This is a genomic window from Mycobacterium sp., assembly GCF_035314665.1.
GTDB lineage: Bacteria > Actinomycetota > Actinomycetes > Mycobacteriales > Mycobacteriaceae > Mycobacterium.
In genome coordinates this window covers 1-17,385 of record NZ_DATFZD010000334.1, presented here as the reverse complement: position 1 = coordinate 17,385, position 17,385 = coordinate 1, and the positions used below count along the sequence as shown (strand labels likewise).

Genomic DNA, 17,385 nt, shown 5'->3' with positions numbered 1-17,385 from the left:
CCTAGAACTGTTGTGACAGGAGAGAGAGTGGCATGGCGTACCACAACCCGTTCATCGATAAGAACGGGCGGATCAGGTTCCCGGAAAACACCGACCTGGTTCGTCACGTCGAGAAGTGGGCGAAGGTGCGCGGAAACCAGCTGGCCTACCGGTTCCTGGACTTCTCCACCGAACGCGATGGTGTCGAGAGGGACATCTCATGGGCCGATTTCGGTGCCCGCAACCGTGCGGTGGGCGCGCGGCTGCAGCAGGTCACCCAGCCCGGTGACCGTGTCGCCATCCTGTGTCCGCAGAACCTGGACTACCTCTCCGCCTTCTTCGGCGTCTTGTACGCCGGCCGGATTGCGGTGCCACTGTTCGACCCGGCCGAGCCGGGTCACGTCGGCCGATTGCACGCGGTGCTCGACGATTGCGAGCCGTCGGCGATCCTGACCACCAGCGACTCCGCCGAAGGCGTTCGCAAGTTCATGCGCAGCCGGCCGGCCAACGAGCGGCCGCGTGTCATCGCCGTCGACGCGGTGCCCGCAGAGGTCGGTTCCACCTGGGAGCACGTGCCCGCCGGGCACGACACCGTTGCCTATCTGCAGTACACCTCCGGCTCCACCCGCACCCCGACGGGCGTCCAGATCACGCACCTGAACCTGCCCACCAACGTGGTCCAGGTGATCAATGCGCTGGAGGGCCAGGAAGGCGACCGTGGTGTGAGCTGGCTGCCGTTCTTCCATGATATGGGCCTGATCACCGCCTTATTGTCGACGGTGGTCGGGTACCACGTCACCTTCATGACGCCCGCCGCCTTCGTGCGCCGGCCCGGCCGGTGGATTCGCGAGCTCGCGCGCAAGGACGGCGAGACCGGCGGGACCATCTCCGCCGCCCCGAACTTCGCCTTCGAACACGCCGCGCTGCGTGGCGTGCCCAAGGACGATGAGCCGCCGCTGGACCTGAGTAATGTCAAGTGCATCCTCAATGGCAGCGAGCCGGTGTCGGCGGCATCGATACGCAAGTTCAACGAGGCATTTGCGCCGTTCGGCTTCCGGGAGACGGCGATCAAGCCATCCTACGGTCTGGCCGAGGCCACCCTGTTCGTCTCGACCACCCCGATGGCGGCGGCGCCCAAGATCATCCACGTCGAGCGGGAGGCATTGAACAACAGGCGGTTCGTCGAGGTGCCCGCCGACGCGCCGAACGGCGTCCCGCAGGCCTCCGCCGGCAAGATCGGTATCGACCAGTGGACGACCATCGTCGACGCCGAGTCCGCCAGCGAACTGCCTGACGGGCAGATCGGTGAAATCTGGCTGCACGGCAACAACATGGGTGCCGGTTACTGGAACCGCGAAGAAGAGAGCTCCGAAACCTTCAAAAACATCCTCAAGTCGCGCACCAACCCGTCGCACGCCGAGGGAGCCGCCGATGACGGGCTATGGGTGCGCACCGGCGACTACGGCACCTACCACGACGGTGAGCTGTACATCACCGGCCGGGTCAAGGATCTTGTCATCATCGATGGCCGCAACCACTATCCGCAGGATCTGGAGTACTCGGCGCAGGAAGCCAGCCGGGCCTTGCGCACCGGTTACGTGGCCGCCTTCTCGGTGCCTGCCAACAAGCTGCCCAAAGAGGTGTTCGACAACCCGCACGCCGGCCTGAAATACGACCCCGATGACACCTCCGAGCAGCTGGTGATCGTCGGGGAGCGCGCCCCGGGTGCGCACAAGCTCGACTACCAGCCCATCGCCGACGACATCCGGACGGCCATCGCCGTCCGCCACGGGGTCACCGTGCGCGACGTCCTGCTGGTGCAGGCCGGCTCGGTTCCCCGGACGTCCAGCGGCAAGATCGGCCGCCGCGCCTGCCGCACCGCCTACATCGACGGCAGCCTGCGCAGCGGCACCGCGGTCCCGAATGCCTTCCCCGACCAGGCTGACTGAGCCCCAACATGACTGACACAGAGATCGATTCCCAACCATCGGCCGACGCCGCTGCTGGGCCCGCCAGTAAACCCGCGCGCACCGACATGACCGTCGCCGAGGTGCGGCAGTGGCTGCGCAACTGGATCGGCACCGCCACCGGGCGGTCGCCCGACGTGATCGACGAGGTCACGCCGATGGTGGAACTGGGTCTGTCGTCGCGCGATGCGGTGGCGATGGCCGCCGACATCGAGGACCGCACCGGGGTCACGGTGTCGATCGCCGCCGCCTTCGAGCATCCGACCATCGAGACGTTCGCCACCTGGATCGTCGAGGGCGACCCGGAAGACGACGTGACTACCGACGACACCGACTGGACCCGCAGCGGGCCGATCGAGCGGGTCGATATCGCCGTGGTGGGGCTGGCTACCCGGTTGCCCGGTGACATGAACAGCCCCGAGGAGACCTGGCAGGCGCTGCTGGAGGGTCGCGACGCCATCACCGACCTGCCCGAGGGCCGCTGGTCGGAGTTCCTGGAGGAGCCGCGACTGGCCGCGCTCATCAACAAGGCCCGCACTCGCGGCGGCTACCTGACAGACATCAAGGGCTTCGACTCCGAGTTCTTCGCGCTGTCCAAGACCGAAGCCGACAACGTGGATCCGCAGCAGCGGATGGCGCTGGAGCTGACCTGGGAGGCGCTGGAGCACGCGCGCATCCCGGCGTCGAGCCTGCGCGGCGAATCCGTCGGGGTGTACGTCGGCACATCCGTCATGGACTACAGCTACCTGGCGATGTCCGATCCAACCGTCGCCCACCCCTACGCGATTACCGGCACGGCGAGTTCAATTGTCGCGAACCGGGTTTCGTATTTCTACGATTTCCACGGCCCCTCGGTCGCGGTCGACACCGCCTGCTCGAGCTCGCTGGTCGCCACCCATCAGGCCGTGCAGGCGCTGCGCAGCGGTGAGTGCGACACGGCCGTCGCCGGTGGCGTCAACGCATTGATCACCCCGGCGGTGACGCTCGGTTTCGACGAGATCGGCCAGGTGCTCGCGCCCGACGGCCGGATCAAGTCGTTCTCGTCGGACGCCGACGGCTACACCCGCTCCGAGGGCGGCGCGATGCTGGTGCTCAAGCGCGTCGACGACGCGCGCCGCGACGGCGACCAGATCTTGGCCGTGATCGCCGGCAGCGCGGTCAACCACGACGGCCGGTCCAACGGCCTGATCGCGCCCAACCCGGACGCGCAGGCCGACGTGCTGCGCCGGGCCTACAAGGACGCCGGAATCAACCCGCGCAGTGTCGACTACATCGAGGCGCACGGCACCGGCACGGTGCTCGGCGACCCGATCGAGGCCCAGGCGCTGGGCCGGGTCATCGGCCGCGGCCGCCCGGCCGACAAGCCGGTCCTGCTCGGCGCGGTCAAAACCAATGTCGGACACATGGAGTCGGCGGCCGGTGCGGCCAGCCTGGCCAAGATGGTGCTGTCCCTGCAGCACGACAAGCTGCCGCCGTCGATCAACTACGCCGGGCCCAACCCCTACATCGACTTCGACGCGGCGCATCTGCGCTTCCTGGACACCGCTGCCGACTGGCCCCGTTACGGCGGCTATGCGGTTGCGGGTGTATCGAGCTTCGGCTTCGGCGGCGCGAACGCACACGTGGTGCTGCGTGAAGTCTTGCCCCGCGACGTCTTGGAAAGGCAAGCACGCGAGCCCGAGCCGCAGCCAGAGGTCGAAGCCGAGCCCGCGGAACAGGCGCCCGCCGAGTACGTGGGTGGAATGCGCTTCGACGAGTACGGCGAGTTCATCGAAGACGACCGTGCCCCGGTAGAAGCCGAGCCTGATTTGCCCGGCATCACCGAGGAAGCGTTGCGGCTCAAAGAGATTGCGCTCGAAGAGCTTGCGGCGCAAGAAGCCCCGGTGCCGCTGGTGCCGCTGGCGGTGTCGGCGTTCCTGACGTCGCGCAAGAAGATCGCCGCGGCGGAGCTGGCCGATTGGATGGAAAGCCCGGAGGGCCAAGCGTCGTCGCTGGAGTCGATCGGCCGCTCGCTGTCGCGACGCAATCACGGCCGCTCCCGCGCGGTGGTGCTGGCCCACGACCACGACGAAGCCATCAAGGGCTTGCGCGCAATCGCCGACGGCAAGCAGAAGCCGAACGTGTTCAGCACCGACGGGCCGGTGACCAGCGGCCCGGTGTGGGCAATGGCCGGTTTCGGTGCGCAGCACCGCAAGATGGGCAAGGACCTGTACCTGCGCAACGAGGTCTTCGCCGAGTGGATCGAGAAGGTCGACGCGCTGATCCAGGACGAGCGGGGCTACTCGGTGCTCGAGTTGATCCTCGACGACTCGCAGGATTACGGCATCGAAACCAGCAACGTCGTCATCTTCGCGATCCAGATCGCGCTGGGCGAGCTGCTCAAGCATCACGGCGCCAAACCTGCTGCGGTGGTGGGCCAGTCGCTCGGTGAGCCCGCGTCGGCCTACTTCGCCGGCGGCCTGTCACTGCAAGACGCCACCCGGGTGATCTGCTCACGCTCGCACCTGATGGGTGAGGGCGAGGCGATGCTGTTCGGCGAGTACATCCGGTTCATGGCGATCGTCGAGTATTCCGCCGACGAGCTCAAGACGGTGTTCGCCGGCTTCCCCGGCCTGGAGGTGTGCGTCTACGCCGCACCCAGCCAGACCGTCATCGGCGGTCCACCCGAGCAGATCGACGCGATCGTCGCCCGCTGCGAAGCCGAGGGCCGCTTCGCCCGCAAGCTGCAGACCAAGGGCGCCGGCCACACTTCGCAGATGGATCCGCTGCTGGGCGAGTTTTCCGCGGAGCTGCAAGGCATTTCGCCGATGAGTCCTAACACCGGAATCTTTTCGACGATTCACGAGGGCACCTACATCAAGCCCGGCGGCGAGCCAATCCACGATGTGGCCTACTGGCTCAAGGGAATGCGGCATTCCGTGTATTTCACCCACGGCATCCGCAACGCCGTCGACAGCGGCTACACCACGTTCCTGGAGCTCGCGCCCAACCCGGTCGCGCTGATGCAGATCGGCCTGACCACCGCGGCCGCGGGATTGCCGGACGCGCAACTGATTGCGACGCTGGCCCGCAAACAAGACGATCTCGATTCGATGACCTCGGCGATGGCGCAGCTGTTCGTCTACGGCCATGACCTCGACATCCGCACGCTCTTTAGCCCAGCTGGCGGTCCGAAGGACTACGCGAACATCCCACCGACTCGATTCCGCCGCAAGGAGCACTGGCTCAACGCGCACTTCTCCAGTGACGGGTCGGTGCTGATGCCCGGCACCCACGTGGCGATGCCGGATGGCCGTCACGTCTGGGAGTACGCGCCGCGCGATGCGACCGACTTGGCGGCATTGGTGAGAGCCGCTGCGACACAAGTGCTTCCGGACGCTCAGCTCGTCGCCTCCGAGCAACGGGCCGTGCCGGCCGAAAACGCCCGACTGGTGACGACGCTGACCCGCCACCCCGGCGGGGCGGCGGTTCAAATCCACGCGCGCATCGACGAATCCTTCACGCTGGTCTATGACGCGCTGGTATCGCGGGCCGGCCAGGCCGCGGTGCTGCCGACGGCCGTGGGCGCCGGCGCGGCGATCGCGCAGACGGTCACCGTGGCGCCGGCCGACGTGGCCGCGCCGGTTGCCGAGCCGGCGGCCGACGAGTCCGACAAGGCCGGCACCGTGACCGACAGCCTCACCGCCCGCCAAATGGGCGGGTTGGCCCGGTGGTCACCGGATTCCGGTGAGACGGTGCGTGACCGGCTGGCCGCCATCGTGTCGATGGCGATGGGTTACGAGCCCGAGGACCTGCCCTGGGAGGTGCCGCTGATCGAGCTCGGCCTGGACTCGATGATGGCCGTGCGGATCAAGAACCGCGTCGAGTACGACTTCGACCTGCCGCCGATTCAGCTGCAGGCGGTCCGCGACGCCAACCTCTACAACGTCGAGCAGCTCATCCTGTATGCGATCGAGCACCGCGACGAGGTGCAGGATCTGCACGAGCACCAGAAGACCCAGACCGCCGACGAGGTCGCCAAGGAGCAGGCCGCGATGTTGGCCGGCGCAACGCCGGCTGCGGTGACCGAAGCGGCAACGGGAACGCAGGCCGAGCCGGAGCCTCAGCCAGAGCCTCAAGCGGGCGCGCCGATTCCGCCGCCTCCGACCGACCCGTCTGGCCCGACAGCGCAGCCGAGCCTGGCTGCAGCCGCGCAAGTGCTCAACCAGCAGGCCGTCGCCGATGCATTGGGTTCCGATGTGCCGCCGCGCGATGCCGCCGAGCGGGTCACGTTTGCGACGTGGGCGATCGTCACCGGCAAGTCGCCGGGCGGCATCTTCAACGAGCTGCCCAAGCTGGACGACGCCGCCGCCGCCAAGATGGCCGAGCGGCTTTCCGAGCGTGCCGAGGGCGAGATCACCTCCGCCGACGTGCAGGCCGCGACGACTGTCGAGGAGTTAGCGACGACTGTCCGCGAATACCTTGAAGCCGGCCAGATCGACGGTTTCGTGCGCACCATCCGCGCCAGACCTGAAGGCTCAACCAAGCCGCCGGTGTTCGTGTTCCACGCCGCGGGCGGATCGACGGTGGTCTACGAACCGCTGCTTAGCCGCCTGCCGCCGGACACCCCGATGTACGGTTTCGAGCGCGTCGAGGGAACCATCGAAGAGCGTGCCGCGCAATACGTTCCGAAGCTGCGCGAGTTGCAGGGCGATGGTCCGTTCATCCTTGCAGGTTGGTCGCTGGGCGGGGCGCTCGCGTACGCCTGCGCGATCGGGCTGAAGCAACAGGGCTGCGACGTCCCGTTCGTCGCCCTGATCGATGCGGTCATGCCGGGCGAGCCGATCTTGCAGACCAAGGAAGAAACCCGCAAGCGGTGGGACCGCTACGCGCGGTTCGCCGAGCGGACCTTCAACGTCCAGGTTCCCGAAATCCCTTACGAGTACCTCGAAACGCTCGACGACGAGGGCCAGGTCAAGTTCGTCCTCGAGGCGATCAGCCAGAGCGGCGTGCAGATCCCCGGCGGGATCATCGAGCACCAGCGCACGTCCTACCTGGACCAGCGGGCGATCGACACTGCCGAGTACAAGCCCTACGACGGGCACGTCACGCTGTATATGGCCGACCGCTACCACGACGACGCGATCACCTTCGAGCCCGCTTATGCCACCCGCAAACCGGATGGTGGCTGGGGCGAGTACGTTGCCGATCTGGAGGTTGTGCCGATCGGCGGCGAACACATCCAAGCGATCGATGAGCCGATCATCGCGAAGGTTGGCGCGCACATGACCCAAGCGGTCAACCGGATCGATGCAGAGCAGAAAGAAGCCTAGGTGACCACCAAGACCAGCGCCGAGCTGCTGGCTGAACTTCGCGAAAAGCTAGAGCTGGCAAAGGAACCCGGTGATCCGAAGGCAATTGCGCGGCGCGAGAAGAAGGGCATCCCGAGCGCCCGCTCCCGCATCTACGATCTGGTCGACCCGGGCAGTTTCCTGGAGATCGGGGCATTGGCACGGACGCCGGGTGACCCAAACGCGCTCTTCGGCGACGGGTGTGTGACCGGCCGCGCGACTATCGATGGCCGGCCGGTGGGTGTGTTCTCGCACGACCAGACGGTGTTCCAGGGCTCGGTCGGTGAGATGTTCGGCCGCAAGGTCGCGGCGCTGATGGAATGGTGCGCGATGGTGGCCTGCCCGATCATCGGCATCAACGACTCCGCCGGCGCCCGCATCCAGGACGCGGTCACGTCGCTGGCCTGGTATGCCGAATTGGGCCGCCGCGGCGACCTGTTGAGCGGAGTGGCGCCGCAGATATCGCTCATCTTTGGCAAATGTGCTGGGGGAGCAGTCTATTCGCCGATCCAGACGGATCTTGTGGTCGCGGTGCGCGACCAGGGCTACATGTTCGTCACCGGCCCCGACGTTATCAAGGACGTAACGGGTGAGGACGTCACTCTCGACGAGCTCGGTGGTGCCGAAGCCCAGGCGCGCTACGGCAACATCCACCAGGTGGTGGAGTCCGAGGCGGCGGCGTTCCAATACGTCCGCGATTACCTGTCGTTCCTGCCGTCGAACTGCTTCGACCCGGCGCCGGTGGTTAACCCCGGGCTGGAGCCGGAGATCACGCCGAGCGATCTAGAACTCGACTCGATCGTGCCGGACTCCGACAACACGGCATACGACATGCACGAGATCTTGTTGCGAATCTTCGACGACGGTGACTTTCTCGACGTCGGCGCTCAGGCCGGACAGGCCATCATCACCGGGTTCGCCCGGGTCGATGGTCGGCCGGTCGGCGTGGTGGCGAACCAGCCGTCGTACATGTCGGGCGCGATCGACAACGAGGCCTCCGACAAGGCGGCCCGGTTCGTCCGGTTCTGCGACGCGTTCTACGTGCCGCTGGTGTTCGTCGTCGACACCCCTGGCTTCTTGCCGGGTGTTGAGCAGGAAAAAGGTGGAATCATCAAGCGCGGCGGGCGATTCCTGTACGCGGTGGTCGAGGCCGACGTGCCGAAGGTGACGATCACGATCCGCAAGTCCTACGGTGGCGCTTACGCTGTCATGGGATCCAAGCAGCTGACCGCCGACCTCAACTTCGCCTGGCCCACCGCCCGCATCGCGGTGATCGGCGCCGACGGCGCCGCGCAGTTGCTGATGAGGCGGTTCCCCGACCCGACCACCCCCGAGGCGCAGGCGATCAAGCGGGATTTCATCGAGGGTTATAACCTCAACATGGCCACGCCGTGGGTCGCCGCCGAGCGCGGGTTCATCGACGCGGTCATCCAGCCCCACGAGACTCGGCTGCTGCTGCGTCGGTCGCTGCACTTATTGCGGGACAAGCAGTTACACGCGCGAGTCTTGCGCAAGCACGGTCTGCTGCCGATCTAGACCGGCGCGATGAAGTCTGACGTGTAGAACTCGGTCGGGGTCTGTGAATACGGGCTCGGCTGCTGGATGAGAATCCACGCGCCCGTCGTGCCCGATTGGATGCGATCCTGCAGAGTGGTTGCCGCCTGGCCTGCCCCATCGGTATCGAGACTGCCGACCGCGACGCCCGGACCCCCGGAACCGCATAGCGAACTCGACGCGCGCGGAGCCTGAATCAGGCTCACGTCGAAATGGGTGCCTGGCGAGCCAGGTTCCGACAGGCGCACCTCGGCGGTTACCGTGCCACCGGCAGCGCGAATAACCGATGTGGCCGCGGCGCGGTTCTCCCCGCCCACCCACTGGAGTGGGTTAAAAAATCGCAGGCGCGCATGACGCTTCTCAGCGGGACCACGGTTCCACCGGTCGTGCCAGCCGGAACAGCCGCTGCCACAGCGGGATTCAACGCGGATGCCACCGCGAGAACTGCAGGAAACGCGCGACGGGCCAGCGTGGAAATCGTTAGTGACATTTGTCTCATTGTCCCGGTCCCACGACGACCCGCCTACGCCCTGAGCGCGAGAGATCCCTTACAGCAAAGGCATCAATGTGATGCGCGACACAACGATTCCGGCTAAGCGTCCACCTTGCCCCGTCGCGGTGGATTCGTTGAGATGGTCTCGTTGGGCTGACGCCACAACGCGCGGCTGGGCGGCAAGGCCGAAAATCATTGCCGCCTAGCCGGTTCAGGCGCTATTTGGCCGACTTTTGACGAGCCTCAGCGGCTTGCTCAGCGGCTCGGGCAGAAGCCGCCTCGGCCTCTTTCTTGGCCACATTCCGCGCGGCTTCGGCCTTCTCCTGTTGAGCGCGGCCCTCTCGGCGCAGACCGTCGCGGTTGGTGACGATCCCGATGATTTCCTTGGTCTTGCCTTTGACGTCCTCGACGATGCCCTTGATGGCTTCTTCGGGTCCACTGCTGCCCATGACTTTCCTCTCACTCGTGGTCTTTTTGTCCGTACCCCGCGGCAGCCGATTCGGAACGTCTCACGGCGCCGACACGCCCGGTTCTTTCTGTGACAGTGATCACGCTGCCCGCTCGATCGGGCGAGAAGCCTACGGCTTGATCCGGATCTGGCCCGGCGACCACCACCCACTGTGGGTGGCGGTGCCCAGGTCGAGTTGCGCGGGGTGGGCGTCGGCGATGGTGTCGAACTTGCGCAGTGATCCCCAGTCCCGGCCCCAGTCGCGGGACAGGTACGTGGACATGACATGAGCCCGCAACAACAGGTCGGTGATGCCCAGCAGGCCGCCGTTGACGCCGTCCTCCCAGGTGTCAGTATCCTGCTTCTTGGCGTTGTAGTCCGGCGTGATGCGGAACTTCGGGATCTCGGTGACGCCGTTGGCGTGCAGCATCGGATGCTGGCACGGGAACGCCAGCCCAACCGCCCAGTCCATCAGCACCGGCTGCGACGAGCCGACGTACTCCTGCAGGGAACGTAGTTCCGGCACCCGCGGTGGCGTCACCGCGATCCAGTCGTCCGGCGTCAGGGAGAGATCTTGGGCCACCACCCGGACCGCAGTCGCGTCCCCGGGCATCTTGTCTCGGGCGAAGCGCAGATTGCGCCACGCCCTCGGCTGTTCCCCATTCAGGTCGTAGGGCACGATCCGACCGGCCGGCACGATGTCACCGCCGGGACCGGGCTTGCCGTATTCCAGCACCACGGTCTGACCGTCGGTGTGTCCGTGCAGCACGCTGTTGCCAGCGATCTTGCCCGCGGCGGTCACCACCAGAAGGGGATGCCCGTCGTCGGCTTTGGGTAGCTGGTACCACGCCGAGGTGAGTTTGCTCTGCTGTTGGGCGCCGGTGGTGTAGCTGCCGGCCAGCGGAACCTGATCGGGGTTGAGGCCGTAGGGCAATGGCACCGATGATCCGTTGATACCCGGCGCTTTCAGCTTCGTCGGCGCGCGCCAATCGTATGCGTACCAGTCGTAGTCGGTACCGGGCTGCGGCACCGACGTCTCCTGAACCGCCTCGGCCACGGTATGGTCCGGTACGCCGCTAGGGGTGAACCCTACTGGGTCGACGCCGCCCAGCGGACCCAACGGGCCGTAATCGCCGGGCAGCGACGCCATAAAGCCGGCGTTGCTGTCCGGCTCGACGAGCACGTCGTCGGCCAGTGCGCAGCCCCCGGCGAATTCGCGCAAGTTGGCCCAGCCATTGGAGTAGGTGGGGTATTGGCGCACGATCCCAGCGACCATCGATGCGATGAACACCAGCGCCATGAATCCGGCCGCGATCGGCACCGGCGCAGCCGTCACCGCCCGCGCCAGCCAGCCCTCGCCGTGATCCCGCGACGCGAAGTGCAACCAGGTCGCCCAGAGTGCCGCGATCGCGAACAGGATGAAAAAGATTGTGCTGATAGTGATTCCGGCGAGCTTCGGCATGGCGCTGTTGAACGGGACGCCGTAACTGGAGACGTACCACCAGCCGTTGGTGGTGGCAAAACAGAGCGCCAACACGAATAACACCGCCGCCACAAACGCCATGCGGTTACGTGACCAGCGCAGCACCTCATGCGACACCAGCACCGTGGTCAGCGCGGCCATCGCCGCGCCCACCGCGGCGAACAGCCCGAAGTGGTGCACCCACTTCGTCGGCGTGAACATCAGGAAGAACATGGTGCCGAAGATGACACCCATCAGCCGCCACGCCGGGCCGCGGGCCACACCGGGGATTCGCTTGCGCCGCAACATGATGAACACGGCGGTGAACAGGCACAGCGCGCTGATCAGGAAGCCGAAGCGGCGCGACAGTGAACCGTCGACGGTGGGCAGGATGAGGTAGTAGTAGCGCAGGTTCTCGGTGTACCAGGCCTGGCTCGGGCCGATCGCAGTGCGAATCCTGGTGGCTTCCAACACCGTTGACAGGGTCTGGTCGGCGAACACCACGGTGAGGATGACGAAGCCGGCTGCCAGCATCGGGGCCACCAGCGGCCATGTGCCGACCACGCGATGGCGGTGCACCAAAATTCGCAGGATCGGACGGCCACCGGCGACCAGCGCGGCCACCGCAATCAGGCCGGTGGGCTGCACCCCGAGGGTGAACGCGGCGGTCACCACTGCCAGCGCCGCCGGCGTCACTCGGGACGCGCACATCGACCGCTCGATCAGCACCCAGGTGAGCAGTGAACCGAGCGCGATGATCGGCTCCGGGCGCAGACCGTTGTTGAACGGCATCCACGCGGTCAGCAGCACCATGCCCGCCGCCCAGTTCGCGGCCGTACTGGACGTCACCGCCGGCCCCAGCCGGGGCAACACCTCACGCGACAGCAGCAGCCAGCAGACCAGCCCGGCGACCAGGTCGGGCAGTCGCATCCACAGGCTGCCGTCGCTCACGTGGGTCATCAGTGCCAGCAGGTTGTAGTACCAGCCGAACGGGTCCTCTGGGCTGCCGAACCAGCGGAAGTAGTTGGACATGTAGCCCGCGTGGCCGGCGACCCGGGCCATGCCGAGGATGTAACCGTCGTCGGACGAATTCGCGCCGATCAGGTGCCACAGCAGGAAACCGAATATCACCGTGGCGTCGATCAGCGTGAACTTCCGCCAGCGCTTCGGGATCAACCGGTGCATACGGCGGCCGTCGAGCTGGTCGAGGCGCCACAACGCGACCAGTGCGACGATGGTGGCCACGATCGCCAGCACCATCGCAACCAGTTTCAGCGTCGTCGGGGTGGTGGAGAACCGGGTGTCGATGGTCGCCGACAGCCGCAGTCCGGGCGGTGCGGGACCGGTCAGATCGGTGAACACGCCGACGATTTGGGGGCGCAGATTGGGGTCGGCGAAGCCACCGCTCACCGGCTTTCCCGCCGGATCGGTCAAACCGACAAAGGTGGCGAAGGTGCCGGCGCGTGTGGAGGTGATGTCGATGTGCTGGCACCGCGCGGACATCGCCTGATCCCGCGGCACGCTGGCGATCACCACGTTGCGGTCGGTGACGTCGATGCGCTGGCCGTGGGTAACGACGAACAACGCGTTAAGCGCGGCATCCTTACCCTTCTTGGGTGCGGTACTCAGCACGACCCCACCGTCGGGTGGCAGGCCACTCACCGCAGAGCACGGCACGGTGGCCGTCAACTGCACCGGAGTCAGCGAAATAAGCGGTGCCGTAACGCTATTCAGCTGGCCGTTCTGTGGCCAGTTGAGCATCGCAGTCGTCTGTATTACGGGCAGCAGCGGTGTGGCGACCGATAGGACAAAACCGATCAGCCCGGCGATCGTTGCGACCCAGCGAGTCACCCGCACATCGCGACGGGTGTCGGGCTGATCGGTGGCCGCTTGCCGTTCGTGGTTGATGACGCTCATGGCAGGGCCCTGATCGGTCCTTGCCGGCTCCAGCCGTGCACTGTGGTCACGCCCTGTTCAACGACGGCATCCGGCGCCTGATCGGCCGGCACCAACGGGTAATAGTGTTCGACCGATCCCCAGTCGCGGTACCAGTCGTCGCGCAGGTACGTCGAGACCGTCGAAGTGACCAGCAACGCCTGAGTGAACAGGAACGGACCGCCGTCCTCGCCGGCCTCCCACCCGTTCGACGACGCCGCCGTCTGTTTGTGATCGGGCAGGATGCGGTATTGCGGAAGTTCGGCGACGCCAAGATGTTCGGAGAACGGCCGCTGACAGGGGAAGTTCGCGGCGGTCGCGATGTCCATCAGCACCGGTGTGTTCGATCCGATCAAGTGCTGCAGGGTCTGCAGCACCGGAACCCGCGGCGGCGTGAACGCGAACCACTGCTCGGAGCTCAGATTCGGGTCATAAGCGACGATGCGTGCCACGTTAGCCTCCGGGGGCGCCCAGGCCAGCGGGAACCGCAGATTGCGCCACGCCGGCCACGGCCCGATGTCGATCGGCTGCACCTCCGCGAGCGGCTTAGTGGTGCCGTCGGGGCGAGCGACACCCCACTGCAATTTCAGCGACTGCCCGTAGGTGAAGGTGCCGTCCTCGTTATACGACCAGATAGCGCCCGCGGCGGACACCACCACCAGAGGCCGGTCGCCGGTGCGCGGCGGCAGCTGGTACCACGCCGAGGTCGCCGTGGCGGCCAGCGAATTTTCGCCGTAGCTGCCCATCACCGGGGTGCGGGCCGGATCGAGTCCGAACGGTAGGGCTGCGTGCGACCCGTTCACCCCGACCGGGCCTTTCCCGCCGGCCGTGCCCGCGGAGTCGCTCATGGTGGCGTTGGGCTTGTTGGGTGACCCGGTGGAATTCACCACCCCCGGTTTGGTCACCACCGGATTGGACCTCAGGTCATCCCCCACCCCATCGGGTTTGAAGCCGACGGGCTTGATTCCCCCGAGCGCGCCCGCGGGGCCGAACTGTTGCCCCGGAACCGGCTGCAGCAGACCTGCATTGGGATCCGGCTCGGTCAGCACGTCATCGGCCATGGCGCAACTGGTCGGGGAAAGGCCCGAGCTGAGCGCCGCTAGGTTGGCTTTGCCGGTGGTGTAGAGGGGGTAACGGAAAACCGCACCCTTGGCCTGCGAACCGACTTCGCCCAGGACCATGATCACCGCGACCACCAGCAGCGGTGTGGACGCCAGCACGCGGTTGCGCCGGTTGTCCTTGACCTCGGTGTGGCCGGCGTAGTCCATCCGGAAGTGGTACCAGGCGGCCAGCAGTCCGGTGAGGATCGACAGCGTCAGGAACATCGACGTCACCGGACGGCTGGCGATGACGGGCGGGATGTCGTACCACGGCACCCCGTAGTTGTTCACGTAGAACCAGCCGTTGACCCCCGAGGTGGCCCACGCCAGCAGGAACAGCAGTGCGGCGATGTACAGCGTCAGGTTGCGGCGGCTGTGCAGGCCAATCTGGGCGAAGGTGAACGCGGTGACCGCGCCGAGAGCGCCGGCGAGTCCGGCGAACGCGCCGAACTGGATGGCCCACTTCGTGGGCGTGAACGTCAACAGCAATAGGCCTATCGCCGTCGTGCCGATCAGGCGCCACGCCGGGCCGCTGGCCAGTCCCGGCACCCAGCCCCGGCGCAGCAGCACCACCAGCACTCCGAACAGGCACAGCAGCAGCACCAGCACGGCGAAGCGCCGCGTCATCGACCCTTCAGCGTTGGACTCCACCGTCAGGAAGTAGTAGCGCAGGAAGTCCTGGTACCAGGCGATCGTAGGACCGACCTTGTACTTGATGCGGGCAGACTCCGCGACCGTGGCCAGCGTCTGGCTGCGGAAGACCACCACGGTGATCAGCGAAAACGACGCCGCCAGCACCGCCAGCGGTGCCAGCAATCCGTCGGTGGAGCGGCGCCGCCGAATCGCCTGGGCGATGGCCCGTGCACCGGTCAGTAAGGCGGCGACGGCGATTAGCCCCTGCGGCGCCAGGGCCGCGGTGAGCATCGCGACGATGATGGCGACCGCGGCCGCAGCCAATCGCTGCAACGCGATCGCGCGTTCCACCAGCATCCAGGTGACCAGCACGCCGAGGGCGATCAGCGGCTCGGGCCGCAGGCCGTTGTTGAACGGCAGCCACGCGGCCAAAAACACCGCGCCCGCGGTGAACACCGCCACCCGGTTGGATGCCAGGCCGCCTTTTCCAGGTCCCAGCCGCCGCAGCACGCAATGGCTGATGATCAACCAGCCCGCGATACCGGCCAGGGTGGCCGGTATCCGCACCCATATGCCGGCGGTGCTCACCGACGCTAATTTGGACAGCAGGCCGAGGTACCAGTCGAACGGCGCTTCCGTTGTCCCGAAGTACCTGTAGTAATTGGCCACGTAGCCGGCCTTCGGCGCCACCCGGGCGATGGTCAGGTTGTAGCCGTCATCCGATGAGGTGGCGCCGATGACATGCCAGAGCAGCAGCGTGCCGATCACACCCGCGTCGGCGAGCCAAGTGGCGACCCCGGCCCGCCACAGGTGTCGCCAGTTACGCGGAATCCGCGGCCCGGACTGCCGGTCCAAAACAGCCAGCGCGACGATCGCAATCACCACCGCGAGCCCGCCCAGGGCCATCACGGCTTTCTTGAGCATGGTGGGGGCCACGATGAACCGGGTGTCGACGTCGATGCGGGCCGACAATCCCGGCTGCGCAGGCACTTTCAGGTCGGTGAATATCCCACCGACCTGCGGCTTCTTCTCCGGTGCGAGAGTGCCTGCGGCACCCGGTATGCCGACGAAATCCGCACCCGCAGCGCCGGCGTCGGCCCAGATGTGCAGCACGCTGCAGGCATCGGAACCCACCGCCGAGCGGGCTGCCACCGCGGCAACCGAGTCGCGGAACGCAACGACGACCGCGTCTTTGTTGGCCCGGACGAACAGACCGTGCTTGCCGGTCTCAAAGCCGTTGACCGGCAGCGTCGACAGCACCAGGCCGCCGTCGGCGGGAAGGGTGGCGATCGCCGGGCAGGGGATGGAAATGTCCAACGCCCGCGGTGCCCCGGATACCAGCGGTGCAGTGATATCGGTCACGTGCCCGTCGCCGGTGAGGCCCTGCGGCCACAGGATCGTCGCAGTGGTCTGTTTCACCGGAAGCAGTGGAACCACGGCGCACAGCAGCGCCCCGACGATTCCTGCGACGACGGCGACCCACCGCGCGACCTGGCGCGTCGATCGCTCACTTTCGTCGTGGGGCACGAGGCACGATGGTAGGCGACTCATTTCGTGTTGCGACGATGCAGTCCGCGTGGCGGCCGGGAGAACAGGCGGATAAGCCCGGTTAACTCCCTTTGTGATCTAAACGGCGCGAGCCGATGACGGCGCAGCTCCGCGGGCCGTACGCGCTGGTTTGGTCCTGCGCCGGGCCGAACGCACCTTTCGAGGGGGTTCGACTCCTCCGCCCAAACATGGTTTAGTGGGCCAGCGGTGGTGCATTTAACGGATACGAAACAAATCACCACCGGCCACTGGCGTGAGTTGTGGAGCACCCGGTATTTGCGGACGTCAGCTGTGGTCGCCGGGGGCGTGGTGCTTTATTCCACCAACGAGTTCCTGACGATCAGCATGCTGCCGAGCACTGTCGCCGACATCGGCGGCGATCGGCTCTATTCCTGGGTGACGACGCTGTACCTCGTCGGGTCGGTGGTCGCCGCGGCGACGGTAAATTCGGTGCTGCATCGCGTCGGCTCATGCGTTTCCTATTTACTGGGATTCGCGGTGTTGGGCGCCGGCAGCCTGGTCTGCGCGGCTGCGCCGAACATGGAGGTCTTGCTGGCCGGCCGTTTCCTGCAGGGGCTGGCAGGCGGTCTACTGTGCGGCCTCAGTTTTGCGGTGATCAACGCCGCCTTGCCGCGCTACCTGTGGAGTCGCGCTTCCGCGATGGCGTCGGCGACGTGGGGCATCGGTGCGCTGCTCGGTCCCGCACTGGGCGGGATTTTCGCGCAGTTCGGCGCGTGGCGGTGGGCGTTCGGCGGACTGGCCATGTTGAGTGTGGCGATGTCCGTGCTGGTACCTGGTGTGCTGTCGGCGGACGAGTGCGAGCAGAACAGCGATCGCGAGCCAGCACGGATTCCGGTGCCGTCGATAGTTCTGTTGGGCGCTGCGGCGCTGGCGGTCAGCGTGGCGTCTCTGCCGCGTAACTTCATTGCGACTGCC

General features: G+C 66.6%; 8 protein-coding genes. 4 read left to right on the top strand and 4 right to left on the bottom strand.

Annotated features, from left to right (window positions below):
• The first annotated feature begins 32 nt into the window (after positions 1-32).
• From fadD32 to VKI00_RS22985, 3 genes are all read left to right on the top strand, one after another.
• Positions 33-1,928: a long-chain-fatty-acid--AMP ligase FadD32 gene (fadD32, locus tag VKI00_RS22995; RefSeq protein ID WP_324441575.1), complete on the top strand. Its 1,896-nt coding sequence runs from the start codon at positions 33-35 to the stop codon at positions 1,926-1,928.
• A gap of 86 nt (positions 1,929-2,014) precedes the next feature.
• Positions 2,015-7,258, top strand: a complete 5,244-nt coding sequence (gene pks13, locus VKI00_RS22990) for a polyketide synthase Pks13 (RefSeq protein ID WP_414687269.1) — start codon at positions 2,015-2,017, stop codon at positions 7,256-7,258.
• Complete coding sequence (locus VKI00_RS22985) at positions 7,259-8,812, top strand: acyl-CoA carboxylase subunit beta (RefSeq protein WP_324441569.1); 1,554 nt, start codon at positions 7,259-7,261, stop codon at positions 8,810-8,812.
• Here the strand turns inward: VKI00_RS22985 and VKI00_RS22980 are convergent.
• The 4 genes from VKI00_RS22980 to VKI00_RS22965 form a co-directional block, all read right to left on the bottom strand.
• Positions 8,809-9,147, bottom strand: a complete 339-nt coding sequence (locus VKI00_RS22980; RefSeq protein WP_324441567.1) for a hypothetical protein — start codon at positions 9,145-9,147, stop codon at positions 8,809-8,811. The two genes, VKI00_RS22985 and VKI00_RS22980, sit on opposite strands and share 4 nt — an antisense overlap.
• A gap of 394 nt (positions 9,148-9,541) precedes the next feature.
• Positions 9,542-9,772 carry a CsbD family protein gene (locus VKI00_RS22975; RefSeq protein ID WP_324441565.1) on the bottom strand — a complete coding sequence of 77 codons (231 nt, stop codon included), beginning with the start codon at positions 9,770-9,772 and terminating at the stop codon, positions 9,542-9,544.
• A 129-nt stretch (positions 9,773-9,901) separates the two neighbouring features.
• On the bottom strand, positions 9,902-13,150 hold the full coding sequence (locus tag VKI00_RS22970; protein ID WP_324441563.1) for an arabinosyltransferase domain-containing protein: 3,249 nt from the start codon (positions 13,148-13,150) through the stop codon (positions 9,902-9,904).
• Positions 13,147-16,428, bottom strand: coding sequence for an arabinosyltransferase domain-containing protein (locus VKI00_RS22965; RefSeq protein ID WP_324441561.1), 3,282 nt, complete (start codon positions 16,426-16,428; stop codon positions 13,147-13,149). The genes VKI00_RS22970 and VKI00_RS22965 overlap by 4 nt, the downstream gene beginning before the upstream one ends.
• A gap of 228 nt (positions 16,429-16,656) precedes the next feature.
• Between VKI00_RS22965 and VKI00_RS22960 the strand changes: the two genes are divergently transcribed.
• Positions 16,657-17,385: MFS transporter (locus tag VKI00_RS22960; RefSeq protein ID WP_414687268.1), on the top strand; the 729-nt coding region annotated here is incomplete at its 3' end.

Bases quoted from the DNA above. Each gene is read 5' to 3' on its own strand.
- fadD32 (WP_324441575.1), top strand. From the start codon at position 33: ATGGCGTACCACAACCCGTTCATCGATAAGAACGGGCGGATCAGGTTC.
- pks13 (WP_414687269.1), top strand. From the start codon at position 2,015: ATGACCGTCGCCGAGGTGCGGCAGTGGCTGCGCAACTGGATCGGCACC.
- VKI00_RS22975 (WP_324441565.1), bottom strand. From the start codon at position 9,772: ATGGGCAGCAGTGGACCCGAAGAAGCCATCAAGGGCATCGTCGAGGAC.
- VKI00_RS22970 (WP_324441563.1), bottom strand. From the start codon at position 13,150: ATGAGCGTCATCAACCACGAACGGCAAGCGGCCACCGATCAGCCCGAC.